Raw genomic sequence first — 25,569 nt, 5'->3', positions numbered from 1 at the left:
TTATCGGAGTGATTTTCAAACTTAAGAAGCAAGTCGGCGCGCTGTTCGGCTATGAGAGCGGCCTGCGTTTGAGCGGTGTTGGCGCGCGCGGTCCTTGCCCCCTGCCCCGGTGCCGCGCTATGCGGGTGGAGACAAAAACCAAGGGGCGGGCGTGTGAGTTTTCTGGACGTTGAGGCATCGCTGAGCGGGCGGGAGTGGATTGGGCCGGGCGTGGGGCTGGACCGGGCAGCGGAGGCGTTGGTGCAGGAGACCGCCGTGGCGCGGGCCGTGGCGCAGGTTCTGGCACGGCGCGGCGTTGAAGCCGCAGAGGTGGCTGCGTTTTTGAGCCCGAGCATCCGCGAGTTGCTGCCTGATCCGCGCAGTCTCAGAGACATGGAAGCCGCCGCAAAGCGGTTTTTGGAAGCGGTGAGCGCGCGCCAGAGGGTCGCGATTTTTGCGGATTATGACGTGGATGGCGGCACCTCGGCGGCCTTGTTGCTGGACTGGCTGGCGCAGGTGGGTCATGGCGCGACGCTTTATGTGCCGGACCGGATTGATGAAGGCTATGGCCCGAATGTGCCGGCGATGGAGGCATTGGCCGGGGCGCATGATCTGATCATCTGCGTCGATTGCGGAACCCTGTCGCATGAGCCCATCGCGGCGGCCCGCGCCAAGGGGGCGGATGTTGTGGTGCTGGATCACCACCTTGGCGGGGAGACCTTGCCCGAGGCGCAGGCAGTGGTGAACCCGAACCGGCAGGACGAGAGTGGCGATCTGGCGCATCTCTGTGCTGCGGGGGTCGTCTTTCTGATGCTGGTTGAGGCCAACCGGCAGCGGCGCGAAGCGGGCGGCGGCGCGGGGCCGGACCTTATGGCGATGCTGGATCTGGTGGCTTTGGGCACAGTGGCGGATGTGGCGCCGCTTGTCGGGGTCAACCGGGCCTTTGTGGTGCAGGGGTTGAAGGTGATGGCGCGGCGCGAGCGCCCCGGACTGGTGGCCTTGGGCGATGTGGCGCGGATGGACTCGGCGCCCTCGCCCTATCACCTTGGGTTCTTGATGGGCCCGCGGGTGAATGCCGGTGGGCGCATCGGCAAGGCCGACCTTGGCGCGCGGTTGCTGAGCACGCGTGATGCCAGCGAGGCGCAGGCGCTGGCCGAGCGGTTGGACCAGCTCAACACCGAACGACGCGAGATCGAAGAGGCCGTGCGCGCCGCCGCGATGGCGCAGGCCGAGGAGCGCGGGTTTGACGCGCCTTTGGTCTGGGCCGCCGGAGAGGGCTGGCACCCCGGTGTTGTCGGGATTGTGGCCTCGCGCCTCAAAGAGGCGGCGGGACGACCGGCGGTGGTGATCGGGCTGGAGGGCGATGAGGGCAAAGGCTCGGGGCGCTCGGTCTCGGGGATCGACCTTGGCGCGGCAATCCAGCGACTGGCGAGCGAGGGACTCTTGCTGAAGGGCGGCGGGCACAAGATGGCGGCGGGGCTGAGCGTGGCGCGCGACGCATTGGACCCCGCGATGGCGCGGTTGACAGAGCTGCTCGACAAACAGGGCGCGGGGGCGTTGGGGCCACGGGCCTTGAAGCTGGACGGGGCATTGATGCCGGGCGCGGCCAGCGTCGAGATGGTCGAGTCACTGGAAAAGGCGGGGCCATATGGCGCGGGCGCCCCTGCGCCGCGATTCGGCTTTCCCGACATGCAGATATTTTTCGCCAAGCGGGTCGGCGACAGCCACCTTAAAATCTCGTTCGGGGACGGCATGGGGGCCAAGCTGGATGCGATCTGTTTCGGGGCCTATGACGGCGCGATTGGCCCGGCGCTTGAGGCGCATGGCGGGGCGCGGTTTCATCTTGCCGGGCGGCTTGAGTTGAACCATTGGCGCGGGCGGGTGAGTGTTCAGCTGCGGCTTGAGGATGCAGCGCGGGCCAGCGCCTAGGGCTTCAAACAGCGGGGCGGAAAATTTTTTCGCAATGGGGTGAATTTCTGCTTGCGCCGCTGCCGCGCTTTTCTAGAAGCAGCCTCACGGCTGGGTCTTGCCCCGTTCGTCTATCGGTTAGGACGCCAGGTTTTCAACCTGGAAAGAGGGGTTCGATTCCCCTACGGGGTACCAGCCTTATCCCACAACGCTTTGAAAGACAGAGGGTTTCCCCCTTTGGCACCGCGGCTTTGGCCGAGGGCGTTTTGGTGTTTGTCCTGCGAATCCCCTCTCCCAAGGTAGAGCCGCGATCCGTGGATTTGTCAGCTTACCAGCGGTGAAACCAGCCGATGTTCGGGGCGATACCACAGCCGCACGGTGGTAACGGCGTGAACGGGGCCCCATGTGGTGCGCTCCATCGTGAGCACCGGCGCGCCGATGGGCAGGTCAAGGAGGGCCGCCTCTTTGTCGCCGCAACCGGCGGCGGAGATGGCGATTTCACCGCCGGAGAAAGGCGCATGTTCCAGCAGCCATTCATTGGCGCTTTGAGCCGCGAAATCGGCCTTTGCGGCGTCCGGCGCGGCGACAAGGTTGATCCAGCGATCTTCGAGCACATAAGGCAGACCATCGGCCAGATGCACCGCTTGCACATGCAGGGCGCTGGCATCGGCTACGGAGAGCTTGAGCGCATAGGCAACCCGGCTGGGCGCGGCCTCTTGCGCGGCGGACATGAGGGTATAGTCATACCGGCGCCCCTGATCCGCGATCTCTTTGCGGATCACGGGGATTTCGAACACCGCGCGGCCCACCGGATGCAGGGCGACGCGGGTGCCGGATTTGCGCTTACGCTCCAAGATGCCGCTTTCGGCGAGCGCACGCAGGGCGCGGTTGACGGTCGTGCGGGCACAGCCGAATTCGGCGGCAATGTCGGCCTCGTTCGGGATCAGCTCGCCCGGTTTCCACATGCGGGTATGGATGCGGCGCAGCACCTCGTCCTGAACGGATTGCCAGGTGTTGAAGCTTGCGGGTGTGGGCGGCGCTATCGTCATGGGGAGCCTCTTAGAGATCAGCGCGCAGCGGGGCAATGGCGGCGGCATAAGCGGCGGTGATACGGGCGCGGTGGATATGGTGACCATCGCGGACCATATGGCGCCCTGCGGACCAGACATGCGAAATCATCCGGTCATCCCCGGCAAAGATATAGGCATCAAGCAAGGTGTCGCCAGTTGTGCCCGCAAGATCGGGATGCGCGCTATCAAGCGCCATGAGGTCGGCCCAGTTGCCGGTCTTTAGCGCGCCGGTGGCACGGTCGGCGGCCCCTGCCCCGCCTTCGAGCGCCGCCTCTAGCAGGCGGCGACCGGTGGAGTGCTCCGGCGTGGCGAGGGCGGCGCGGGAGCGGTCCCGCAGGCGTTGGGAATAGTCAAGCGTGCGCAGTTCTTCGGACAGGGAAATGCGAATGTTGCTGTCAGACCCGATGGCGATACGGCCATTTTGAGCGAGCCATGAGACGCCATCGAATATGCCGTCGCCGAGGCTGCTTTCCGTTAGCGGGCACAGCACGGCGGTGGCGCCGGAGGTGGCAAGGCCGGTGGTTTCATGCGCCAACATCTGGGTGCAGTGGACCATATGCCAGCGCGCGTCCGGCGCGAGATTGGCAAGCGCCCATTCGACGGGGCGTTGGCCGAGATGGGCGGCGACTTCGTCGACCTCGGCCACTTGTTCGGCAAGGTGCATGTGGATCGGGCCGGAGGGATGCAAGGCAGAGAGCGCCTTGAGGTCATCGGGGCCAACGGCGCGGATGGAATGGGGCGCAACGCCCATGGTCCAGTCGGCGGCTCCGCGCGACAGGGTTTGCGCCGCCTGCTCATGCAGACGCTGGAACGCCGCGAGGTCATTGCCAAAGCGGATTTGGCCGGGGCCAAGCGGGCGCAAGTCACAACCGCCGTATTGATAGAACACCGGCAGGAGCGTCAGGCCGATGCCAGTTTCCTCGGCCGCAGCGGTGATGCGGTCGGCCATTTCGGCGGTATTGTCATAAGGAACGCCACCGGGTTGGTGGTGCAGGTAGTGGAATTCGACGTTGGTGGCATAGCCAGCCTCGAGCATTTCCATCTGCACATAGGCGGTGATGGCCTGCACCTGATCCGGGGTGAGCCGGTCGAGAAAGCGATACATCAGCCGCCGCCATGTCCAAAAGCTGTCGCTAGGATCGGGGCCGCGCCGTTCGGTTAGCCCCGCCATCGCCCGTTGGAAGGCATGCGAATGGGCGTTGACCGGCGCAGGCAGCAGCGTGCCGACGTGGATGGCATCGGCGGGCGCCGCTTCGGTCGAGACGCGAGCGATGCGGCCTTGCGAGATTTCGACGGTGACATTGTTCTGCCAGCCCGAGGGGGTGAGCGCGGTTTGAGCGTGAAGGATCGTCATTTGGTTTCTTGACTCCGCATTAAGTGCATACATAATAGCAATACGTCGCGTCTAAACAAGGCAGAATCACATGTTGTTGAGAAATTGCACCCTCGCCACGATGACCGAGGGTTCCGCTTATGGGTTGATCGAGGACGGAGCCGTGGTGCTGCGCGGGGGGGAAATTGACTGGGTCGGGGCAGAGCGTGACCTGCCCGAGGCGTTTGGCGATCTGGAGCGGCGCGACATGGGCGGGCGGTTGATTACGCCTGCGTTGATTGATTGCCACACGCATATCGTCTTCGGCGGCGACCGCGCACGCGAGTTCGAGATGCGCCTTGAGGGGGCGAGCTATGAAGAGGTGGCGCGCGCCGGGGGTGGCATAATCTCGACCGTCAAGGCGACGCGGGCGGCGAGCGAGGCGGAGTTGATCGCCAGCGCCCTGCCCCGGCTGGACGCGATGATCGCCGAAGGGGTGGCATTGATCGAGGTGAAATCCGGCTATGGCTTGGATCAGGAGACCGAGTTGCGGATGCTGCGCGCGGCGCGGCGGTTGGGCGAGATGCGCCCCGTGCGGATTGTGACCACCTTCCTTGGGGCACATGCGGTGCCGCCGGAGTTTGCCACGCGCCCGGATGCCTATATTGATGAGGTCTGCATTCCGACATTGCGCGCGGCCCACGCCGAGGGGCTGGTTGATGCGGTCGACGGGTTTTGCGAGGGGATCGCCTTTGACACCGCCCAAATCACGCGGGTGTTTGAGGCGGCCAAGGCGTTGGGCCTGCCGGTGAAGCTTCATGCCGAGCAATTGTCGAATATTGGCGGAACCAAGCTGGCGGCGGCCTATGGCGCCCTGTCCGCCGATCATGTGGAATATGCCGATGCGGCGGATGCAGAGGCGCTGGCCCGCGCCGGGACGGTGGCGGTGTTGCTGCCTGGCGCGTTTTACACGCTACATGAGGAGCAGGCCCCGCCGGTGGCGGCGTTCCGTGCGGCAGGGGTGAAGATGGCGCTGGCGACGGATGGCAACCCCGGCTCGTCACCGATGTTTTCGCCGCTGCTTGCGCTGAACATGGGCTGCACCTTGTTTCGCCTGACGCCGGAGGAGGCGTTGCGCGGGGTGACGGTGCATGCGGCGGCGGCCTTGGGCCGGGACGATTGCGGGGTGATCGCCGCGGGCAAGCGCGCCGATCTGGCGGTTTGGGATGTGGCACATCCGGCTGAGCTCGCCTATCGCATAGGGTTTAACCCACTGTTTTCACGCGTTTATAACGGGGAGTTCGACGCATGATCCTGACACCGAATGCGGCGCGTTTGGCCGAGTTGGAACACATCTGGCGCAGTGAATGCGCGGTTCGTTTGGACCCGGAGGCAGAGGCGGCGATTGCGGCCTCGCATGCGATGGTGGCCGAAGCGGCACGCGGCGCGGAGCCGGTTTACGGGGTGAACACCGGGTTCGGCAAGCTGGCCTCGATCAAGATCGCGGCCGAGGATGTGGCAACCCTTCAGCGCAACCTGATCCTGTCGCATTGTTGCGGCGTGGGGGCGGCGTTGGACGGGGCGACAACGCGGTTGATGATGGTGCTGAAGCTGCTGTCGCTTGGGCGCGGGGCGTCGGGGGTTGCGCCGGGCACGGTGCGCTTGATCGAGGCGATGCTGGAACGCGGCGTGGTGCCGGTGATTCCGGATCAAGGCTCGGTCGGGGCGTCGGGCGATCTGGCGCCGCTGGCGCATATGGCGGCGGTGATGATCGGTGAAGGAGAAGCGCGGTTTGACGGCGTGGTGATGGGCGGCGGCGCGGCGCTGGCGAAGGCCGGGTTGGAGGCGATCACGCTGGGGCCGAAGGAAGGTCTCGCGCTGATCAACGGGACGCAGTTTTCGACCGCTTGCGCCTTGGCCGGGTTGTTCCGGGCTTGGGCCAATATGCGGGCGGCGATTGTTGTCTCGGCGCTCTCGACCGATGCGATTATGGGCTCAACCGCACCTTTGGTGGCGGAAATCCACACCCTGCGCGGCCAGCCGGGGCAGATCGAGGTGGCCGCAGCGATGCGCGCCATGATGGAGGGCAGCGAGATCCGCGAGAGCCACCGCGAGGGGGACACCCGCGTGCAGGGCCCCTATTGCATCCGCTGTCAGCCGCAGGTGACCGGCGCGGCGCTGGATTTGTTGCGCTTTGCCGGGCGCACGCTTGAGATTGAGGCCAATGCCGTGACGGACAACCCGCTGGTTCTGGCCGAGGAAGGGCGGATCGTATCGGGCGGGAATTTCCATGCCGAGCCGGTGGGCTTTGCCGCCGATCAGATCGCGCTGGCGCTGGCCGAGATTGGCGCGATTGCGCAGCGGCGCGTGGCCCTGATGGTTGATCCGACGCTGAGCTTTGATCTGCCGCCGTTTCTGACGCCGGAGCCGGGGTTGAATTCCGGGCTGATGATTGCCGAGGTGACAACGGCGGCGTTGATGAGCGAAAACAAGCACTTGGCAAACCCTTGCACGACGGATTCCACCCCGACATCAGCCAACCAAGAGGACCATGTGAGCATGGCCGCCCATGCGGCGCGTAGGCTTCACCGGATGAACGCGAACCTTGCGCGGATCATCGGAGTTGAGGCGCTTTGTGCGGCGCAAGGCGTCGAGTTCCGCGCGCCCTTGCGCACCAGCGCGGCGTTGCGGGGCGTGATGGCGCGGCTCAGAGCCGAGGTGCCAGCGATTGTCGAGGACCGCTACCTTGCCCCTGATATTGAATCGGCGGCAGGGTTGGTGGCCGGAGGTGGTTTGACCCAAGGGCTGGATTTGCCGGAGTTGGGCGCATGAGTCCGGCACGTTTTACCCCCGAAGACATGGAACCGGTGAGCGTGCATCAGGGCGACAGCCCGGTTGTGCTTGGCCTGCCCCATTGCGGGACGTGGGTGCCCGCGGATGTGGCCGGGGCGAAGAACGCGCGCGGGCATGCCCTGCCCGATACGGATTGGCATGTGGACCGGCTTTATGACGGGTTGCTGCCCGGCGCGACAACGGTGCGGGCGAATTTCCACCGCTATGTGGTGGATGCCAACCGCGCACCGGATGGGGCCTCGCTTTATCCGGGGCAGAACACCACCGAGCTTGTGCCGCTAACCGATTTTGACGGCGCCCCGATCTGGGATCAGCCCCCGATGCCGCCGAAGTTGAGCGGCGGCGGCAGATCTTTCACGCGGCCTATCACGCGGCACTTGAGGCCGAGCTTGCACGCGTCAAGGCGCGGCATGGGGTGGCGATCCTTTATGATTGCCATTCGATCCGCTCGCGCATTCCGCATCTGTTCGAGGGCATTTTGCCGGATTTTAATGTCGGCACCAATTCAGGGGCGAGCTGCGCGCCGCAGATTGAAAGCGCTGTGGCGGAAATATGCGATGGAGCAAAGGGGTACAGCTCGATCCTCAACGGGCGCTTCAAGGGCGGTTGGACCACGCGGCATTACGGGCAGCCCGGTGAAGGCATCCACGCGATCCAGATGGAATTGGCGCAATCCACCCATCTGGACAATGAATTCGAGGGCTGGGGCTATGACGCCGATAAGGCAGAGCGCCTGCGCCCCTATCTCAAGACAATTCTCGACACATTGGCCCGGCTTGCGGCCACGCTTAAGGAGGCATGACATGACCACAGATCCACGCCACAATTCCCGCGACATCTTTCCCCCACCGGGCCGGAGATCAGCACCAAAAGCTGGATGACCGAAGCACCGATGCGGATGTTGATGAACAACCTGCACCCCGATGTGGCCGAAAACCCGCATGAATTGGTGGTCTATGGCGGCATTGGCCGGGCCGCGCGAACGTGGAAAGATTTCGATCTGATGGTCGCCACGCTTAAACGGTTGGACGATGACGAGACGATGATCGTGCAATCGGGCAAACCCGTGGCCGTGGTGCGCACCCACAAGGACGCGCCGCGGGTGTTGATCGCCAACTCGAACCTCGTGCCGCATTGGGCCACTTGGGAGCATTTTAACGAGCTCGATAAAAAGGGGCTGGCGATGTATGGCCAGATGACCGCCGGGTCGTGGATTTACATCGGCACGCAGGGGATTGTGCAGGGCACTTATGAGACCTTTGCCGAGGCCGGGCGGCAGCATTATGGTGGTGATCTCACAGGCAAATGGATCTTGACTGCGGGCCTTGGCGGGATGGGCGGGGCGCAGCCATTGGCCGCCGTGATGGCCGGGGCCTGTTGTCTGGCTGTGGAATGCGACGAGACTCGCGCCGAGTTCCGCAAGCGCACCCGCTATCTGGATGAGATCGCGCATTCGCTGGACGAGGCGCTGGAGATGATCGCGCGCTGGACCAAGGCGGGAGAGGCGAAATCCGTGGGGCTGATCGGCAATGCGGCGGATGTGTTCCCCGAGCTGATGAAGCGAGGTGCGCGCCCCGATATGGTCACCGATCAAACCTCGGCCCATGACCCGTTGCATGGCTATCTGCCGCAGGGGTGGAGCGTGGCGGAATGGCGCGCCAAACAAGAGAGCGATCCGAAGGCCGTAGAACGGGCCGCGCGGGCGTCGATGAAGACCCATGTGGCCGCGATGGTCGATTTCTGGAATGCAGGCGTGCCGACGCTCGATTATGGCAATAATATCAGGCAGGTGGCTCTTGAAGAAGGGCTTGAGAATGCCTTCGCATTCCCCGGTTTTGTGCCGGCGTATATCCGGCCGCTGTTTTGTCGCGGGGTTGGGCCGTTCCGCTGGTGTGCTTTGTCCGGCGACCCAGAGGATATTTACAAGACCGATCAAGCGATGAAGGAGCTGTTTCCCGAAAACGAGCATCTGCACCGCTGGTTGGATATGGCGCGCGAGCGGATCGCGTTTCAGGGCTTGCCAGCACGGATTTGCTGGATCGGCTTGGGCGACCGGCACCGCGCCGGGTTGAAGTTCAACGAGATGGTGGCGAGTGGCGAGTTGAAAGCGCCGGTTGTGATCGGACGCGACCATCTGGATTCAGGCTCTGTCGCCTCGCCCAACCGCGAAACGGAGGCGATGAAAGACGGCTCGGACGCGGTGAGCGACTGGCCATTGCTGAATGCGCTGATCAACACGGCGTCGGGGGCGACATGGGTGAGCCTGCACCACGGTGGCGGGGTCGGCATGGGGTTCTCGCAACACTCCGGCATGGTGATCTGTGCCGATGGCACCGAAGACGCGGCACGGCGTTTGGAGCGGGTGCTGTGGAACGATCCGGCGAGCGGCGTTTGGCGGCACGCCGATGCGGGCTATGACGAGGCGCTGGATTGTGGCCGCGAACAGGGGCTCGATCTGCCCGGCATCCTTTAGTCCGGCACCCGCTAGCTGACGAAAAACCATGCCGCGCCGGACGCTTTGCCTGTTCCGGCGCGGCAATGGGGGTTGCGTAACCTGTTATTAAGGCGAAAGCACTAGCATCGCGTCATCAGACCCTATGCATGACAGCGGACGCGAAATTGATGACGGCACCATCGCCAGACCCCATTCCCATTGTGAGCGCGCATGAGGCTTCTCAGGAGGCGCTTCGAGAGCCCCTCTCCGAGGGCGTTCATCTGATCAAGCTTCCTGCGCGGCTTGATTACGCCGCATGTGAACATTTGGCCGAGGCGCTTGACGCGGCGCGCGGTCAGGCGGTGCAGATTGCTGCGCAGGATGTGAGCAGGCTTGGGACAATGCCGGTTGAACTTTTGCTGCGCGCACGGCTGCGCTGGCAAGCGGAGGGGCGCGGTTTTGGTCTTGGCCAGACATCCGAGGCCTTTGACGCCGGGATTGCCATGCTCGGGCTGACGCGGGCGCAGTTCGAGACCGGGGAAAGTGCAACCGGGGCCAGCGCATGAGCACACGTATTCTGGCCGTTGACGATTCGCGCACCATGCGCGCCATGCTGGCCAGCGCCTTGGGCGATGCCGGCTTTGATGTGGACCTCGCCGAAGACGGGGTGGATGGGCTGGACAAAATCCATGCCCGCCGGCCCGATCTTGTCATCACTGATATCAACATGCCGCGCCTTGACGGGTTGGGGTTTATCGAAGGGGTGCGCCGCGAAAGCGCCTTGCGCTCGGTGCCTATTCTTGTGCTCACCACGGAAAGTGGAGATCGGCTCAAACAACGCGCCCGCGAGGCGGGGGCAACCGGTTGGATCGTAAAGCCTTTTGACGAAGAAAAGCTGATCACGGTGATCAACCGGCTGGTGTGATGACGCGCCCTTGCCCCGAGGTTCAATTTTTTGAGGTTGCCCTATGAATGATCTGCTCGACACCTTTTTTCAGGAATGTGACGATCTCCTTGAAGGGCTGACTTCGGGGTTGAACGATCTTGAAAACGGGTCGGGCGACGACGAAACCGTCCATGCGATGTTCCGGTCGGTGCATTCGATCAAAGGCGGCGCCGGGGCGTTTGGTCTCGATGGGGTGGTCAGCTTTGCCCATGCGATGGAAAACACACTCGATGACATGCGGTCGGGCAAAATGGCGGCGCAAGAGACTGTCGTGACGCTGTTGTTTTCAGCGGCAGATCATCTGTGTGACCTTGTGGAGGCGGCACGGGACGGGACGCAGACGGCCGAAGGGTTCGGGGCATCGGTGCTGAGCGATCTTAAACAACTGAGCCGGACTGCGAACGGCGGGGATGCAGCGGATGAGGCGGCAGAACGCATGCCGGAGTTTGTCCCGTTAACGCTGGATCTGGGCGGGGATTTGCCGGCGTTGGAATGTGAGGACGGTTGCGCCGAGGTTTCTGATGCCGGAGATGCTTTGGCCGGAAATACCTTGACCGGAGAGCGCAAGCGTTTCGTGATCAGATTTCGGGCGTTCGAAAGCACTTATGCGACGGGAAACGATCCGGTTTTGTTGTTTCGGGCGCTGTCGGGTTTGGGGGTGCTTGTGGTTGAGCCTGACCTGACGCTGCTGCACCCATGGGGCGAAGACGACTGGCGCGATCCGCAGTTGAGCTGGACGCTGACGCTTGATCTGAACGACGGGCTGCGCGAAGCGGCCATTCACGAGGTGTTTGAGTTTGTTGAGGGCAATTGCGATCTGTCCATTGTTGCGCGCGACGGCGGGGGCGCCGGGATGGCTCAACTCCCCACCCTGCCCGATTTGCCGTCTCCGTCTGATTTGGCGGAGCTGACGCCGCTTTTATCGGTGTCGCAATCACCGGAAGGCAGCACGGACGCGGTTAAACCAGTGGCCGCATCGGCGCAAATATCGCCCCCCGCATTGGGCGCAGAACCGCAACAAGAAGCGCCTGCTGCGGCCGCGTCGGGTCCGTCAGATTCTGGAGCCGATGGCGCGCGCCAGCTCGCCTCGCACCAAAAGCCACAGGCAGCGCGAAGCAGCACAATACGCGTGGATTTACAACGCGTTGACAGATTGATTAACCTTGTTGGCGAGCTGGTCATTGGCGAGGCAATGCTGCGCCAATCGGTGACTGCACAGCCGCAATTCTCTGGGAGCGCCATCGAAGAGGCGTTGGGCCAGCTCAAACAGCTCTCCGGCGCCATACAGGAAAGCGTCATGGCCATTCGCGCCCAGCCCGTGCGCAGCCTGTTTCAGCGCATGTCGCGGATCCTGCGCGAAACCGCGCGTGAGGCCGGAAAACAGGCCCGGCTGGTCACGATCGGCGACGCGGTTGAGGTCGACAAGACCGTGACCGAACGCCTTGTTGAACCGCTCACCCATATGGTGCGCAATGCCATTGACCACGGGCTTGAGACGCCCGAAATGCGACGCGCGGCAGGCAAGCCGGAACGCGGTGATGTCACCTTGAAGGCGGCACATCGCTCGGGGCGCGTGGTGATCACGCTGAGTGACGATGGCGCCGGTATCAACCGGCCACGGGTGCGTGAATCCGCCGAGGCCAAGGGATTGATCCGCCCAGAAGACGAGCTGAGCGATGCAGAGATTGACAACCTGTTGTTTCGCCCAGGTTTTTCAACGGCGACCGAGGTGTCGAACCTCTCGGGTCGCGGCGTTGGCATGGATGTTGTGCGCAGCGAAATTCAGGCGCTTGGCGGGCGGGTGAACCTGCAATCCACCCCCGGTCAGGGCACCACGCTGAGCATTTCGCTACCTCTGACACTGGCCGTGTTGGAAGGCATGGTTGTGATGGTTGAGGGGGAGGCGTTGGTGGTGCCGACACTGGCCCTGCGCGAGACGCTGCAGCCGGGTCAGGCCAGCATTCACGATCTGTGCGACGGTGATCTGGTTTTGTCGATGAATGGTGAGCTGATCCCGATTATCGATCTCGGCGCGGCGCTCAGCTACCGCCGCGCGCCAGAGGATTACGGCGATTGCGCGCTGTTGTTGATCGAAAGTGACTCAGGGCGCCGGACCGCCCTTGCCGTGGACCGGATCATGGATCAACGCGAGGTGGTCATTAAAGGGCTGGAACAGAATTACGGGCAGGTCCCCGGCATCGCCGCGGCAACGATCCTTGGCGATGGCAGTATCGCGTTGATTGTTGATACCGATCAAATGATCGCCCCGCCCCTGCAACGCATGGGAAACGATCTGTTGTCCGCCGCTGCCATCACCGCATCCCTACCCACCCCCGACAACAGCGCCATTCACGGTGCCAATGCCAGCGAAGGAGCCGGTCAAAATGCATGATACGCCAAAGGACCGCAGTCAGGCATCGACGCGAGAAATCGTTTCTTTCAGTGTTGGGGAGCAACGGTTTTGCATGGAAATTGAACATGTTCTGGAAATTCGCGGCTGGACCAAAACGACGATTTTGCCGCATGCCCCGGAGTATGTGATCGGGATGATGAACCTGCGGGGCACGGTTTTGCCGGTTGTGGATCTGTCCTTGCGGCTTGGGCTTGGGCGCACCGATCCCAGCCCGCGTCACGTGATCATTATTGCGCGCATCCACGAACAGACCGTCGGTTTTCTGGTCGAAAATGTTTCGGATATTGCCACGGTAAACGAGAGCGACATGCAGGCGACGCCGGATGTGGCCTCGGCCCTGACGCAGGCGTTTATCAAGGGGGTTTATTCGATCGAAGATAAATTGGTCCGCGCCATCGACGTTTATCAAATCCTGCCACGGGAGGCTGTTGCCGCCGCATGAGCGTTTCCGCCCGCATATCACCGGACGACGGGTTAATGACGGAGGCGGAGTTCGCTTGCGTCTCAAACTTGCTGCGCCAATTCACCGGCATTGACCTTAAGGCGTCAAAACGGTCCATGTCCTCGGTCCGCCTTTCGCGATTGCTCAAGGCGCAGGGGGCACAGGATTTGGGGGCGTTTCTTGCACGATTGCAAAGCGACGGCGCACAGCAGGAGCGCGACGTTTTTATCAACGCCCTGACCACCAACGTGACCCGGTTCAATCGAGAAGCACATCAGTTCGAGCATCTGTTGCACAGCGTTTTACCCGCCTTGAGCCAAGCTTTGCGCCGCGGCGCGCGCGTGCGACTTTGGTCGGCCGGATGTTCCAGCGGCGAAGAAGCCTATGATCTTGCCTTTCGCGTGTTGGAGGTTTGCCCCGAGGCGGCGCAGCTTGACTGCCGCATTCTGGCCACCGACATCAATCGCTACGTGCTTAGACAGGCTACGCTCGGCCAATATGATGCGGATGTGGTGAGAGATATTCCCCCGGCCTATCTGCATCGGCATTTCAGATCGCCGGATTTCAGGTCGCCGGGCGGCGCAGGCAAAAGCGCCACCATGCCCGCGCGAAAACGGGTCCACGGCGCGGCTCGCAAGCTTGTGGTGTTTCGCCATCTCAACCTTCAGGCCGAGTGGCCCTTTGCCGGGCCGTTCGACGTGATCATGTGCCGCAATGTGACGATTTACTTTGATGCAGCCACGCAATTGCGGCTTTGGCATCGTTTTGACGCACGGTTACAGCCGGGGGGCATGCTCTATGTCGGCCATTCGGAAACGATGCATCCCGACATTGCCCGGAGCTATCGCGTTGAAGGGCCAAGCATCTTTCGCAAAACGCCATCCCCTGCCTGCATTGAACCCACCGGATGCGCACAGGCCGGCGTCGCCCTCTCCCCTCAAACGAGACATGACCATGAGTATTAAGGACAAACTGCACATTCTGGTGGTTGACGACATGTCGACCAGCCGGGGTCTAATCACCCAGGCGCTGGACGAGATCGGAATCACTCATTACCGCACCGAAGACGACGGCGAGAGCGCCTGGCGCAGCCTTGTGTCGAAGCCCGTGCATCTGGTGATTTCCGATTTTAACATGCCAAGGATGGATGGATTGCAGCTTCTTGAAGCGATCCGGCGGCACAAGGCGATTTCGCGCACCGGCTTTATCCTGATCACCGGGCGCGCCGATGCCGAGCTTTTGAACCGCGGCGTCAAGCTTGGCATGAACAACTACATCAAGAAGCCGTTTCAAACCGGTCAGCTCAAGGCTTGTATCGAAAAGGTTGTGGGCCGGCTGTAACGCCGCCGCGCGCATTGGCCCCAAAGGGAGGCACCCGTTCATGACACATCGCCCTGCCCGCCAAATTTTGGAGGTGCTTGCGGATGAGGTTGCCGATCTTGCCTCTGTTGCGCAATCCATCGAACATGCGGTGTTCGCCATTGGTCTTGATAAGCCGCTGGGCGTGCACGGGAGCAATCTTCAACGGATTGATTTCCTTTTTCAGCATCTCGAGGACGTGGCCTTTGTTCTAAAAGCAATGGCCCCCTTGTTTGACGATGAACACACGCTGGATACAGAGTTTTTGTCGCGCGCGGTGCGGCTCGACTATATCCGCCGGCGCCTGCGTGCGGATGGCGAACGGCATGAAAAATCTCTGAACTCAGGACACATCGATTTGTTTTAACCCGCCACCAAGGGGCGCAAGCGCCCGGGCCATTCACAAAAAGGACCGATCCCGATGATCGAAACGCACAGCACCATTCCGCAGGAGATTGGCACAGATAGCGGTGAGGTGCATTTCCCAATCGAGCGCATTTTGGCGACCGCAACTGATCCGCGCGGCACAATTCAATTTGCGAACCCGGCATTTTGCGACATTTCCGGCTATAGCAACGCGCAATTGGCCGGTGCACCGCACAAAATTGTGCGCCACACAGACATGCCACGTGGGGTGTTTCAGCTGATGTGGAACCGCCTGAAGGCAGGGCAATCGGTCTGCGCCTATATCAAGAACAAGACCGCTAAAGGTGGGTTTTACTGGACCCTCGCGTTGATCACACAATTGCCCGAGGGGTATATTTCGGTTCGGATCAAACCAAGTGGCCCGCTGTTGGAGAGAGCCGAGCGGACCTATGCCAAATTGGTTGAATTGGAGGGGGCGGCATGCCCCCGGAGCGTAGCGAAATAATCACACATCAGGCGGTTCAGAAAGCCGGATACGCCGATTACGACACCTTCATGCATGCCATTCTGAACGATGAAATGTCGTTGCGCGATGAAGCCACCGGCAGCAAAACGCCAAATGAAATTACCTTGATGAATGAATTGTCGGCGTTGATCGACGAGGTCGAAGTGTTGATTGGCGAGATCGGTGTCGGGTTTCGCAAAATCCGTGGCGAGCCGGTGAATATGCGTATCCTGTCGGGGCGACTTGACGGCGCGGGCGCCGCGATTGGCACGATCTCGCAGAATTACGACACTATGGCCGACAAAATGCAGCAGGTCATCGAACGCATCCAAAGCCGCGAGTCCGGCTCAATCACCCGGATGAAGGCGGCCACCATACGCGCGCGTTTTGCCGCGCAGGTCTCGCGACTGTTGCGCGAAACTGCTGAGCAAGCGCGTCAGGACGTTCCGCAGGATAAAACCGCCCAAGACTTCATAGAAAACATATTGCCCGCCCACGCCAAGAGAATGTCGGCCGAAGCCAAGGTCTCCGCCCGTGAGATTGCCGCAATTGGCAAGGAGATTACCGATTTCTGTCGCCAGTTACGTCGCCGCATCAACGGGTTGGATGTGGTCAAGCTTCTCTGTCGCGTCGAAAGCGGGCGGATCGGGAATTCGGACAGTGGGCTGCAAGGGATTATCGCCCGGCTTGAGAAGTTTCACGCGCGTACTGATGTCTTTCTGGCCGATCTTGCCGCCAAGGCAAGCCAGATTACCGCAAAATCTGCGGCACTTTAGGTGCTGAGATTCAGCTTTTCTTAGCGGTTCTGCGCCACGCTGTCGCTGCTTGGAACGCGCAACAGGAGTGTCTCTTTTATGGTCGTCAAATGGCTTTTGGCCAAGCTGGAGCGGGTCACGAATAATTGGGTCGCGTGGAAACGGGTGAGTATGGGTGAGAAATCCGCGCGCCTAGGCAGCCGTTGGCGCGGCGTGAGCCCTGTGAATTGCGATGTGGTTTCGAACTTACAGAACAGGGTTGAGGTGGTTGTGAAAGCTCGTTTCCTCCCAAGCGCGGGTCCGGTCGGTGACATTGAGGTTAATGGCTTATCGCCAGGCAATTTCCAGAGCGTAGCGACAGGCTTTGACATGAACAGCATCACCGCACAGGCCCCCGTGTGAACAGGGTGCATCGACCAAATGAGCGCCGAAATCTAAGGAAACCGAAGCCATGACCACGATGTTTTCGCGAGAGCGACTTTTCAGGTTCGGCGGATTGTTCGGGGCGCTCAACCTTCAAACCAAGTTGAGCGTGATCATAACCATCGGCTTTGGCGTCACGATGGCCGTGATAGCCTATGTCCAGATCAGCCATGGTGAACGGACCTCGAAATCCATCGTGCGGCAAGCAGATTTGGTGATCGTGGACCTGATTGCCAACCAGCTGAGCGGCCCTGTGCAGCTTCGCGACAAAGCTCAGGTCAAAGTGGTTTCAGGACTGCTATTGCGCGACGATGTGGCCGCGCTTTACACCAGTGTGACCCATGTAGACGGTGAGATTATGGCAAGTTTCACCTCTCCGGATTTTGACGGCGCGGCTTATGGCCATGCGCTGAGCTCCCTTGTTGGCGCGGTACAGAACGGCGGCGGTGCCCAAAGCGTCTATATCGGTACATCGATCGTTGCTGCCGCACCGGTTTTCGCAAGTGGCGGGGTCACACAGATTGGCACGCTCGCGATCATCGTTGATCACACCCAAGGGATTGCCACAATCACTTGGCGGATCTGGAACGGCTTGCTGCTCGGCGCGGCAGTGGGGTTTGTCGGGCTGGCGCTGATCGGCCTGGGGATCAGGACCATGGTCGTGCGCCCATGCAATGCGTTCATTACCGCCATGCAAGCTATTTCCAGACGTGACTTCGGTGCTGAAATACCCGGGCGAAACCGCAAGGATGAAATGGGAATTATGGCCGAACACCTTGCGATGTTTCGCGATGTCCTGTCACGCGAACAGCGTGAACAGGCTGCTCGCGAGCAGGAGGCCATGACGCGTCAGCGGCTTTACGCACGGCTGTCTGATGGGCTATCGGATCTGGCTGCGGGCAATTTGGATCGCGAAATAGATATCGACGATTTCGCAGATATGACCGAAGAACACACAGACATTTGTCGCAACTTCAACTCTGTTATGGCGGATCTTCGCGCTATTCTGAGCACTGTAACCAACACAGCAGAGACCGTGCGCGGGCGGTCGCACGAGATTTCTAAAGTCGCGCGCGATCAGGCCAAACGTTCGGAGGCGCAGGCGGCAACATTGGAGGAATCCACGGCCGCGATCGAAGAGCTTAACACCAGTGTGCAGCGCACCGCGTCGCATGCTGCCAATGCGGCCGAGCAGATCCGCCGAAACCGGCTTCAGGCCGAGGCCGGTGGCGACGTGGTAGAGCAAACCACAGAAGCTATGAAAAAGATTGAGGACTCCTCTCAGCAGATCACCGCGATCATTGGCGTTATCGACGATATCGCGTTTCAGACCAATCTTCTGGCGCTGAACGCCGGAGTTGAAGCGGCGCGGGCAGGTGATGCTGGGCGCGGGTTTGCAGTGGTCGCATCAGAAGTGCGCGCTCTGGCACAACGCGCGTCAGAGTCGGCGAATGAGATCAAAAGTCTGATTCTGAACTCAAGCGAGCATGTGGCCGAGGGCAGCCAATTGGCGCATCAAGCCGGTGCCGCGCTCAAAGACATTATTCAAGGGGTAAGCCACGTGTCCGAAGTGGTGTCGCATATCGCCACCGGCTCGCGCGAGCAGGCAGAGAACCTTGCAGAAATTAAAGACGGAATTGACGATCTTGACCGGGTGACGCAACAAAATGCTGCGGTGATTGAAGAAACATCAGCCGCGAGCCGGGCGCTCAAGGAAGAAGCCGAGCATATGACGCACGCCTTGCGGGTTTTTACCTTTACGCCGGATGACCCGCAGGCAGCATTGGCAAGACAAGCGAATGTTGGGGGTTCTGGCCAAGGCTCTTGGGAGCTTCCGCCGAAAAATCATAGCGCCGCTGACCTTTCCGCAGCAGGCTCGGATCAGAGCAGCGCACCGAAACAAGTCGCAGCGGGCGTGCGCTCGGGAACAAATACTTTAGACGTCGCTTCGGACAACGATTGTTGGGATGAGTTTTAGCACCGGCGATAAGGTTAACAGCATCCGGGGCAACGTGATCGGACCCCGCAGTCAGCAAAGTCAGACAGGAGCACAGGTTATGCGGCGATCCTCAAATGCAAGCCTATCCACAGCCGCCCCTCACCCTGAGGGAGAAGGGGCGCACATGACTGTTGTGACCGTGCTGCAGGGCGACAGCCAGATTACCAACGAGCCGGGCACGATACTCACCACGATCCTGGGGTCTTGTGTGGCCGCCTGCATGTGGGGCCGAAGGCGCGCGTTGGTGGGATGAACCACTTTTTGCTGCCCGGCGAGGTTGGCGACCAGAGTGGCAATACGCGTTATGGCGTGAATGCAATGGAACTTCTGGTCAATGGCTTGATTAAACAGGGTGCCGCGCGCCATCGGCTTTTGGTCAAGCTTTTTGGCGGGGCGAAAATGTTTGAGGGCAGTGTAAATGTCGGCGACAAGAACGCTGGCTTTGCCCGTTGGTTTATGAAAAGCGAAGGCATCCCGGTTGTTACGGAGTGTCTTCGCGGGCGCAAAGGGCGGAAAATACGCTTTTGGCCCAGCACCGGACGGGCACAGCGCATGTTCATGACAGACGATTCCGCCGCAGCGATCGAGCGCGACTTGCCTGTAGCTCCGACAAACGTGCCTGCGCCCGAGGGCGCGATCGAACTGTTTTAACACCTGAAAGGGTGCGCTGAAGCACCGAGCACCACCGTAGAACCCAATGAAACTCGTTAAATTCTGCCACACACGTCTTGATACTCTCCCTTTGGCGCAACATCCTTCCCTTTGATTTTCCATGAAAAAATACATTTTTTCATGGCGTTAAGGGCCACTCTTGCCCAAAGTGAGCTTGCACGCTGGAGCAAAAATCAGCAAGCGAGCCAGCGGTTGAAGAGCCGGTTCTTTTCCTGAGTTCTTCGCGCAATCCATCGGCTTTATGACAAAGGTTAACGCCAGCGAGAATTCTCCTAGGGGGCGATGCGGTGACAAAACCGAAGTTATCCACAAGCGCGACGAGGCGAAGGCATGGCACTATGTGGATAAGGTCGAGCTACATCAAAAAAGGACAGTTATTCATCTTTTTCTGCTCTCAAGTGAAGTTTCATGCCGATTTATGTCAACTGGTTTCACCTTGATTGCCTTCCGTTTCTAGACAGGTCTGAACGAAAATAAGCGTATGTATTTGTGGATAACTTGTGGATAAACTTCATAACGGCCATAGCGCGACTTAAGTGGGCGTCGATTTAAGATCCCTGCCGGAACCAAGTGATAAACACTGCTGAAGCAAAGCCTACTGAACCGGTATTCGCTGAGGCGGCACATCAGCGTGCCACGCTAATCGACTGTTAAAGTGTGATTTTCTTAGCCGCACAACTGCGACTTTACCATGGAACAATCGCACCCTAATTTGAGCAAAAGCATCACACCAAAGGACGGTCGCAATGCACGCACTTTTGAGCCAGAACCAGATCGATCAATACCAGCGCGATGGCATTACCATCGTACGCGGATTGTTTGCCAACGAGGTCGATTTGCTGCGCGCAGGCGTGGCGCGCAACATCGAAGCCCCCGGCCCCTATGCGTCAGAAAACAAAAAAGACGGCGAAACGGGACGGTTTTTTGACGACTATTGCAACTGGCAACGCATCCCCGAGTTTGAGCAAGCCATTGATCAGAGCCCGGCGGCAGAGGTTGCCGCCGATTTGATGCAATCCCAGAGCGTGCAGATGTTTCACGACCATGTTTTGGTTAAGGAGCCCGGCACCTCGATGGCAACGCCGTGGCACACGGACGGGCCGTATTACTTCGTCGAAGGCCAACAAACCGTTAGCTTTTGGTCCCCTCTTGATCCGGTCACCGACGCGACGCTGCGTGTGGTTGCGGGCTCGCACAAATGGGAGAAGCCGGTGCTGCCGATGCGTTGGGTCAGCAATGACTCCTATGTCCCCAACATCGAAGACTATATGCCCGTTCCCGACCCGGACGCCGAAGGGATGCATGTGCTGGAATGGGAGATGGAGCCGGGCGATGCGGTGGCCTTTAACTATCACATTCTTCATGGTGCACGTGGAAATACCAGCACAACGCGGCGGCGGGCGTTCTCGCTCAGACTGGTCGGTGATGACGCGCGCTATGTTGACCGACCCGGACCCACCTCTCCTCCCTTTCCCGATCACGGGATGGTGCCGGGACAGAAACTGCGCGAAGATTGGTTCCCGGTGATTTACAAACGCTGAACGGCACAATCGCGCGGAACCAAATTTCTTTGAAAGAAATTTAGCAGGAATTTTTGAAAAATTCCTGCCCGTTTCAGGCCCGGCGTTTGAGCAATTGCACGGCGTAGTAGGAGATCACCACCTCGCCATTCTGGTTCAGAATTTCATAGTAGAACCTGGTGCGTCCGCGATCCGGGCGCGATTTTGACGGCTCGGATGCCGCAACAGTGGCCCTGACGTGAATGGCATCGCCGGGGCGGACCGGACGCAGGAAGCGTATTTCATCCAATCCGGGCGAGCCCATGGAGGCATCGGCCCAGATGTTTGCCGACAGCACCTGATTGAACGCGATAAGCAGCGTTTGAAAGCCGCTGGCGATCACTCCGCCATAGATCGTGTCGCGCGCGGCTTCGGGATCGGTGTGAAACGGTTGCGGGTCGTATTGCCGCGCGAAGGTGATGATCGCCTCTTCGCTCAGCGTTTCGGGATCGGTTTCAAACTGTGCCCCCACCGGCAGATCGTCGAAAAACATGGTTTCTCCTCCTCATGTTGCCCCACTATGGCAACGCGGCTCAAAGCCTCAACCCCGCGCGCGGGCAGACTGAATTGTTCGTTGCGTCACTCGCCTGCGATTGGTAAAAAATCTTAACCAAATCCGCATGGGGACCACAGCATGCCCGTCATCACCGAAATCGAAGACCTGAAACGCATCTATCGCCGCCGTGCGCCAAAGATGTTTTACGACTATTGCGAAAGCGGCAGTTGGACGGAGCAGACCTTTCGCGAGAACTCTTCTGATTTTGACGAGATTTATTTCCGTCAGCGCGTGGCGGTGGATATGTCCAACCGCTCGACCGCGAGCCAGATGATCGGACAGGATGTGGCCATGCCTGTTGCGCTGGCACCTGTAGGCTTGACCGGGATGCAATGCGCCGATGGTGAGATCAAGGCGGCGCGGGCGGCGGAAAAATTTGGCGTGCCGTTCACCCTCTCGACCATGTCGATCAACTCGATCGAGGATGTGGCGGGCGCAACGACCAAGCCGTTCTGGTTCCAGCTTTATACAATGAAAGACGAGGATTTCGTACGCCGCCTGATCGAACGGGCCAAGGCGGCAAAATGTTCGGCTCTGGTCATCACGCTTGATCTGCAAATTCTGGGCCAGCGGCATAAGGATTTGAAGAACGGCCTGTCCGCCCCGCCCAAGCCGACGGTGATGAACATCCTGAACCTTGCGACCAAGTGGAACTGGGGCTTGGGCATGCTCAAGGCGCAACGCCGCGAGTTTGGCAATATCGTCGGCCATGTCGACGGGATCTCGGATGCGGCCGATCTTGGCGCTTGGACGGCAGAGCAATTCGACCCCTCGCTGGACTGGAGCAAGATTGCCAAGATCAAGGAGATGTGGGGCGGGCCGGTGATCCTGAAAGGGATTATTGACGCAGAGGACGCGAAAATGGCGCTTAAGGTCGGGGCCGATGCGATCATCGTGTCCAACCACGGCGGGCGGCAGCTTGATGGCGCGCTCAGCTCGATCCGCGCGTTGCCCTCGATCCTGGAGGCGGTGGGCGACAAGGTGGAAGTGCATCTTGATAGCGGCATCCGGTCAGGTCAGGACGTGCTCAAAGCCGTCGCAATGGGGGCCAAGGGCACCTATATCGGGCGGGCCTTTATCTATGGTCTTGGCGCGATGGGCGAGGAAGGTGTCACCAAAGCGCTTGAGGTGATCCACCGCGAGATGGACGTGTCCATGGCCCTGTGCGGGCGGCGCAAAATTGATGAGGTCGGGCGCGATATCCTGCTGGTGCCGGAAGGGTTTGAGGGCCACTGGCAAGCGTAATCGCAGGCGCGTCACGTCGAAACCACACATCGGCGTGCGCGCAGGGGGATTTCGCACGCGCGCCCTCTTGCCAAAGCGCTTGATCTGAGCTATGCGCCACGCTTCACGCGGGTGCTACAGCCTTGGAGGAGCCCCGCACTAATCTTAGGAGAATTATTATGGCTGGACAGATCCCAGATCTTCACGCCGAGGCCCGGACGGGGACAGGCAAGGGCGCCGCTCGTCAAGCACGCCGCGATGGCATGGTCCCCGGAGTTGTTTACGGTGGTGAGGCAGACCCGCTGCCGATCAACATCCCCTTCAACGTGCTTTTCAAGAAGCTGAAAGAGGGTCGCTTCCTGTCGACGCTTTTCAACCTGAAGGTTGACGGTCAGGAAGACGTGCGCGTCATCTGCCGGAGCGTTCAGCGTGATGTGGTCAAAGACCTGCCGACGCATATCGACCTTCTGCGCCTCAAGCGGACCTCGCGTCTCAATATCTTTATCCACGTTGATTTCATCAACGAGGAAGAAGCCCCCGGCATGAAGCAGGGTGGTGTTTTGACCGTCGTGCGCCCGGAAGTTGAGCTGAGCGTTGTGGCTGGTGACATCCCCGAGCAGATCACCGTTGACCTTACCGGTCTGGAAGTGGGCGACATCGTTCACCTGTCGGATGTGACCCTGCCCGAAGGCGCGCGCCCGACTGTGGACCGCGACATCGTGATCGCCAACATCTCGGCTCCGTCGGCATTGCGTTCGGAAGACGACGATGACTCCGATGCAGATGCAGGCGAAGATACCGCAGGCGAAGCGGAAGCCGCAGCAGAGGGTGGCGACGAGTAACCCTCTCGCTCTTTGCGCAATCATTTAGAACGCGGTCCTTTTCGGGGGCCGCGTTTTTCATTTGTGGCGGGCGGTTGATTGATTTGCCGCGCCAGAGCGCGTAAATCGTGCCGGACACAGCAATAGCGAGCCATCCAAATGCAGCTTTTTGTCGGCCTTGGAAATCCCGGTGCGAAATATGCGCACAACCGCCATAACATCGGGTTCATGGTGCTGGACCGGATCGCCGAAGATCACGGGTTTGCCCCGTGGCGCGCCAAGTTTCAGGGTCAAGTAAGCGAAGGCCGTCTGGGCAAAGACAAGGTGCTTTTGCTCAAGCCCGAAACCTTCATGAACCTGTCCGGTCAATCGGTCGGCGAAGCGATGCGGTTTTACAAGCTAACCCCCGATGATGTGGTGGTTTTTCACGACGAGCTGGACCTTGCGCCCGGTAAATGCCGGGTCAAACAGGGCGGCGGGCATGCCGGGCACAACGGGCTGCGTTCGATCCACGGGCATATCGGGGCTGACTATGCCCGCGTGCGGATGGGGATCGGCCACCCCGGCCACAAGGATCGGGTCGCGGCCTATGTGTTGCATGATTTTGCCCGCGCTGACGAAGCTTGGCTTGACGATGTGTTGCGCGGCGCCTCAAAAGGTGCGCCCGATTTGGCCGATGGCGACGCCGGGCGGTTCATGAACGCCGTGGCGGTGCAGGTCACGCCGCAACGCGCCAACGCCGATAAATCCGCCAAATCCGAGAAAGCCGGCAAAACTGCCAAACCTGCCGCAGCACCGGCGCCCGAAAAGGCCAAAGAGCCGCCTGCCCCGGCCGAGGATGCGCGTTCACCGCTCCAAAAGCTGGTAGACCGTTTCAAATGACGCTGGCCGAGGCCTTTCGCATTCAGGCGCACGCCTGTGAGGGGTTGGGCTCGCCCTTTATGGGGCAATTGCTGAACTTGATGGCGGCGAAATGGCATGACGGCTTGCCTTTGGCCGCCCGGTTTGCCGCTTGGGAGGGCGATATTGGCCCCGGCGGTGCGTCGCTGCCTTTGCGGCTGGCTGGTGGGCTTCATGCGCTGGTCTTACAGGGGCGCGATCCCCGGCTTGCGGCGGTTTACCCGCCCGAAACCGTCAGCGACACCGCCCTTTGGGCCGAAGTTGAACGCGCAATGGTCGAGCATGCCGGTTTTCTCGGCGACTGGTGCAACAGCCCACCGCAAACCAATGAGCTGCGCCGCTCGGTCGCGCTTGTTGCGGCGGCGCATGCGCTGGCAGACCGCTTTGCCTTGCCGTTTGTCACCTCGGAATTGGGGGCGAGCGGCGGTTTAAACCTGATCTGGGATCGCTACGCGCTTGAAATAAATGGAAAACGCTGGGGCGCAGAGGATGCGGTCGTGACCCTCGCGCCCGATTGGACAGGCCCGATGCCGCCAAACGCCGCGCCGGAGATCATCGCGCGCGCGGGCGTCGATTTGAACCCGCTTGACCCGACCGACCCGCAAGATGCCTTGCGGCTTTTGGCCTATCTCTGGGCCGATCAGCCCGACAGGATCGCCCGCACCAAGGCCGCGATTTCCGCGCAGGATTTTTCAGTGACCAAGGGGGATGCGATAGACTGGCTTGAAACGCGGCTGGCCAGCGCGCAACAAGGCGCGCTGCATCTGGTCTATCATACGGTGGCCTGGCAATATTTCCCGCCCGACGCACAGGCCCGCGGCCAAGGGTTGATCGAAGCAGCCGGAGCGCGGGCAACGCCGGATGCCCCGTTGGCATGGCTTTCGATGGAAAACGACGGCGACAACATCGGCGCGGCGCTGACCCTACGGCTTTGGCCGGGGGATGAGCGTCATGCGCTGGCGCGGGTCGATTTTCATGGGCGGTGGATACGCTGGAGCGGCATGGCCTGAAGATTGCTCCAATGATTGCCAAGCCTTATCCCGCGTGGTTGACTGCTGGGCAAAGGGATTGGG

General features: G+C 60.8%; 22 protein-coding genes, 1 tRNA gene and 2 pseudogenes. 22 read left to right on the top strand and 3 right to left on the bottom strand.

What is annotated here, in order from left to right:
- Positions 1–153: 153 nt before the first annotated feature.
- Positions 154–1,908, top strand: coding sequence for a single-stranded-DNA-specific exonuclease RecJ (gene recJ, locus N4R57_06125; protein UYV38624.1), 1,755 nt, complete (start codon positions 154–156; stop codon positions 1,906–1,908).
- Positions 1,909–2,007: 99 nt separating this feature from the next.
- Positions 2,008–2,082, top strand: a tRNA-Glu gene (locus N4R57_06120).
- Between the two features lie 128 nt (positions 2,083–2,210).
- On the opposite strand, the gene N4R57_06115 is transcribed toward N4R57_06120, so the two are convergent.
- Positions 2,211–2,936 carry a GntR family transcriptional regulator gene (locus N4R57_06115; GenBank protein ID UYV38623.1) on the bottom strand — a complete coding sequence of 242 codons (726 nt, stop codon included), beginning with the start codon at positions 2,934–2,936 and terminating at the stop codon, positions 2,211–2,213.
- A gap of 10 nt (positions 2,937–2,946) precedes the next feature.
- Complete coding sequence (locus N4R57_06110; GenBank protein UYV38622.1) at positions 2,947–4,311, bottom strand: formimidoylglutamate deiminase; 1,365 nt, start codon at positions 4,309–4,311, stop codon at positions 2,947–2,949.
- A 70-nt stretch (positions 4,312–4,381) separates the two neighbouring features.
- Here N4R57_06110 and hutI point away from each other — a divergent pair, with 70 nt between their 5' ends.
- The 16 genes and pseudogenes from hutI (at position 4,382) to N4R57_06030 (ending at position 20,977) form a co-directional block, all read left to right on the top strand.
- The gene (gene hutI / locus N4R57_06105) at positions 4,382–5,581 is read left to right on the top strand and encodes an imidazolonepropionase (protein ID UYV38621.1); all 1,200 of its coding nucleotides are present in this window, start codon (positions 4,382–4,384) and stop codon (positions 5,579–5,581) included.
- A complete protein-coding gene (gene hutH, locus N4R57_06100; protein ID UYV38620.1) occupies positions 5,578–7,101 on the top strand; it encodes a histidine ammonia-lyase in 1,524 nt (507 codons plus the stop codon). The genes hutI and hutH overlap by 4 nt, the downstream gene beginning before the upstream one ends.
- Positions 7,102–7,127: 26 nt before the next feature.
- Positions 7,128–7,924 (top strand): annotated as a pseudogene (gene hutG / locus N4R57_06095) (N-formylglutamate deformylase).
- Position 7,925: 1 nt separating this feature from the next.
- Positions 7,926–9,595: pseudogene (locus N4R57_06090) on the top strand (urocanate hydratase).
- Positions 9,596–9,744: 149 nt separating this feature from the next.
- Positions 9,745–10,122, top strand: coding sequence for an STAS domain-containing protein (locus N4R57_06085; protein UYV38619.1), 378 nt, complete (start codon positions 9,745–9,747; stop codon positions 10,120–10,122).
- Positions 10,119–10,481 carry a response regulator gene (locus N4R57_06080; GenBank protein ID UYV38618.1) on the top strand — a complete coding sequence of 121 codons (363 nt, stop codon included), beginning with the start codon at positions 10,119–10,121 and terminating at the stop codon, positions 10,479–10,481. Before N4R57_06085 ends, N4R57_06080 begins: the two co-directional genes overlap by 4 nt.
- 43 nt (positions 10,482–10,524) lie before the next feature.
- Entirely contained in the window at positions 10,525–12,894 is a 2,370-nt protein-coding gene (locus N4R57_06075; protein UYV38617.1) for a chemotaxis protein CheA, read from the top strand.
- Positions 12,887–13,357, top strand: a complete 471-nt coding sequence (locus N4R57_06070) for a chemotaxis protein CheW (protein ID UYV38616.1) — start codon at positions 12,887–12,889, stop codon at positions 13,355–13,357. Before N4R57_06075 ends, N4R57_06070 begins: the two co-directional genes overlap by 8 nt.
- A complete protein-coding gene (locus N4R57_06065; protein UYV38615.1) occupies positions 13,354–14,322 on the top strand; it encodes a protein-glutamate O-methyltransferase CheR in 969 nt (322 codons plus the stop codon). Before N4R57_06070 ends, N4R57_06065 begins: the two co-directional genes overlap by 4 nt.
- Positions 14,312–14,698 (top strand): response regulator, encoded by a 387-nt coding sequence (locus tag N4R57_06060; GenBank protein ID UYV38614.1) that lies wholly within the window; start codon positions 14,312–14,314, stop codon positions 14,696–14,698. The genes N4R57_06065 and N4R57_06060 overlap by 11 nt, the downstream gene beginning before the upstream one ends.
- Before the next feature lie 73 nt (positions 14,699–14,771).
- Positions 14,772–15,083 (top strand): hypothetical protein, encoded by a 312-nt coding sequence (locus tag N4R57_06055; protein ID UYV38613.1) that lies wholly within the window; start codon positions 14,772–14,774, stop codon positions 15,081–15,083.
- Positions 15,084–15,137: 54 nt separating this feature from the next.
- The gene (locus N4R57_06050; protein ID UYV38612.1) at positions 15,138–15,587 is read left to right on the top strand and encodes a PAS domain-containing protein; all 450 of its coding nucleotides are present in this window, start codon (positions 15,138–15,140) and stop codon (positions 15,585–15,587) included.
- Complete coding sequence (locus N4R57_06045; GenBank protein UYV38611.1) at positions 15,563–16,363, top strand: hypothetical protein; 801 nt, start codon at positions 15,563–15,565, stop codon at positions 16,361–16,363. The genes N4R57_06050 and N4R57_06045 overlap by 25 nt, the downstream gene beginning before the upstream one ends.
- Positions 16,364–16,793: 430 nt before the next feature.
- Positions 16,794–18,743, top strand: coding sequence for a methyl-accepting chemotaxis protein (locus N4R57_06040; protein ID UYV38610.1), 1,950 nt, complete (start codon positions 16,794–16,796; stop codon positions 18,741–18,743).
- Between the two features lie 270 nt (positions 18,744–19,013).
- Positions 19,014–19,415, top strand: coding sequence for a chemotaxis protein CheD (locus tag N4R57_06035; GenBank protein ID UYV38609.1), 402 nt, complete (start codon positions 19,014–19,016; stop codon positions 19,413–19,415).
- Positions 19,416–20,182: 767 nt separating this feature from the next.
- Complete coding sequence (locus tag N4R57_06030; GenBank protein UYV38608.1) at positions 20,183–20,977, top strand: phytanoyl-CoA dioxygenase family protein; 795 nt, start codon at positions 20,183–20,185, stop codon at positions 20,975–20,977.
- A 73-nt stretch (positions 20,978–21,050) separates the two neighbouring features.
- Here N4R57_06030 and N4R57_06025 read toward each other — a convergent pair whose 3' ends face one another.
- Entirely contained in the window at positions 21,051–21,488 is a 438-nt protein-coding gene (locus tag N4R57_06025) for a MaoC family dehydratase (GenBank protein ID UYV38607.1), read from the bottom strand.
- Between the two features lie 141 nt (positions 21,489–21,629).
- On the opposite strand from N4R57_06025, the gene N4R57_06020 reads away from it, so the two are divergent.
- The 4 genes from N4R57_06020 to N4R57_06005 all read left to right on the top strand — a co-directional run bounded on the left by N4R57_06020 (position 21,630) and on the right by N4R57_06005 (position 25,506).
- On the top strand, positions 21,630–22,796 hold the full coding sequence (locus N4R57_06020) for an alpha-hydroxy-acid oxidizing protein (GenBank protein ID UYV38606.1): 1,167 nt from the start codon (positions 21,630–21,632) through the stop codon (positions 22,794–22,796).
- A 158-nt stretch (positions 22,797–22,954) separates the two neighbouring features.
- Positions 22,955–23,617, top strand: a complete 663-nt coding sequence (locus tag N4R57_06015) for a 50S ribosomal protein L25/general stress protein Ctc (protein ID UYV38605.1) — start codon at positions 22,955–22,957, stop codon at positions 23,615–23,617.
- A gap of 138 nt (positions 23,618–23,755) precedes the next feature.
- Complete coding sequence (gene pth, locus N4R57_06010) at positions 23,756–24,478, top strand: aminoacyl-tRNA hydrolase (protein UYV38604.1); 723 nt, start codon at positions 23,756–23,758, stop codon at positions 24,476–24,478.
- The gene (locus N4R57_06005; protein ID UYV38603.1) at positions 24,475–25,506 is read left to right on the top strand and encodes a DUF2332 family protein; all 1,032 of its coding nucleotides are present in this window, start codon (positions 24,475–24,477) and stop codon (positions 25,504–25,506) included. The genes pth and N4R57_06005 overlap by 4 nt, the downstream gene beginning before the upstream one ends.
- Positions 25,507–25,569: the final 63 nt, after the last annotated feature.

This window comes from Rhodobacteraceae bacterium D3-12 (assembly GCA_025916135.1).
Taxonomy (GTDB): domain Bacteria; phylum Pseudomonadota; class Alphaproteobacteria; order Rhodobacterales; family Rhodobacteraceae; genus JAKGBX01.
The sequence above is the reverse complement of the archived record's forward strand: the minus strand, read 5'-3'. Positions and strand labels throughout refer to the sequence as shown.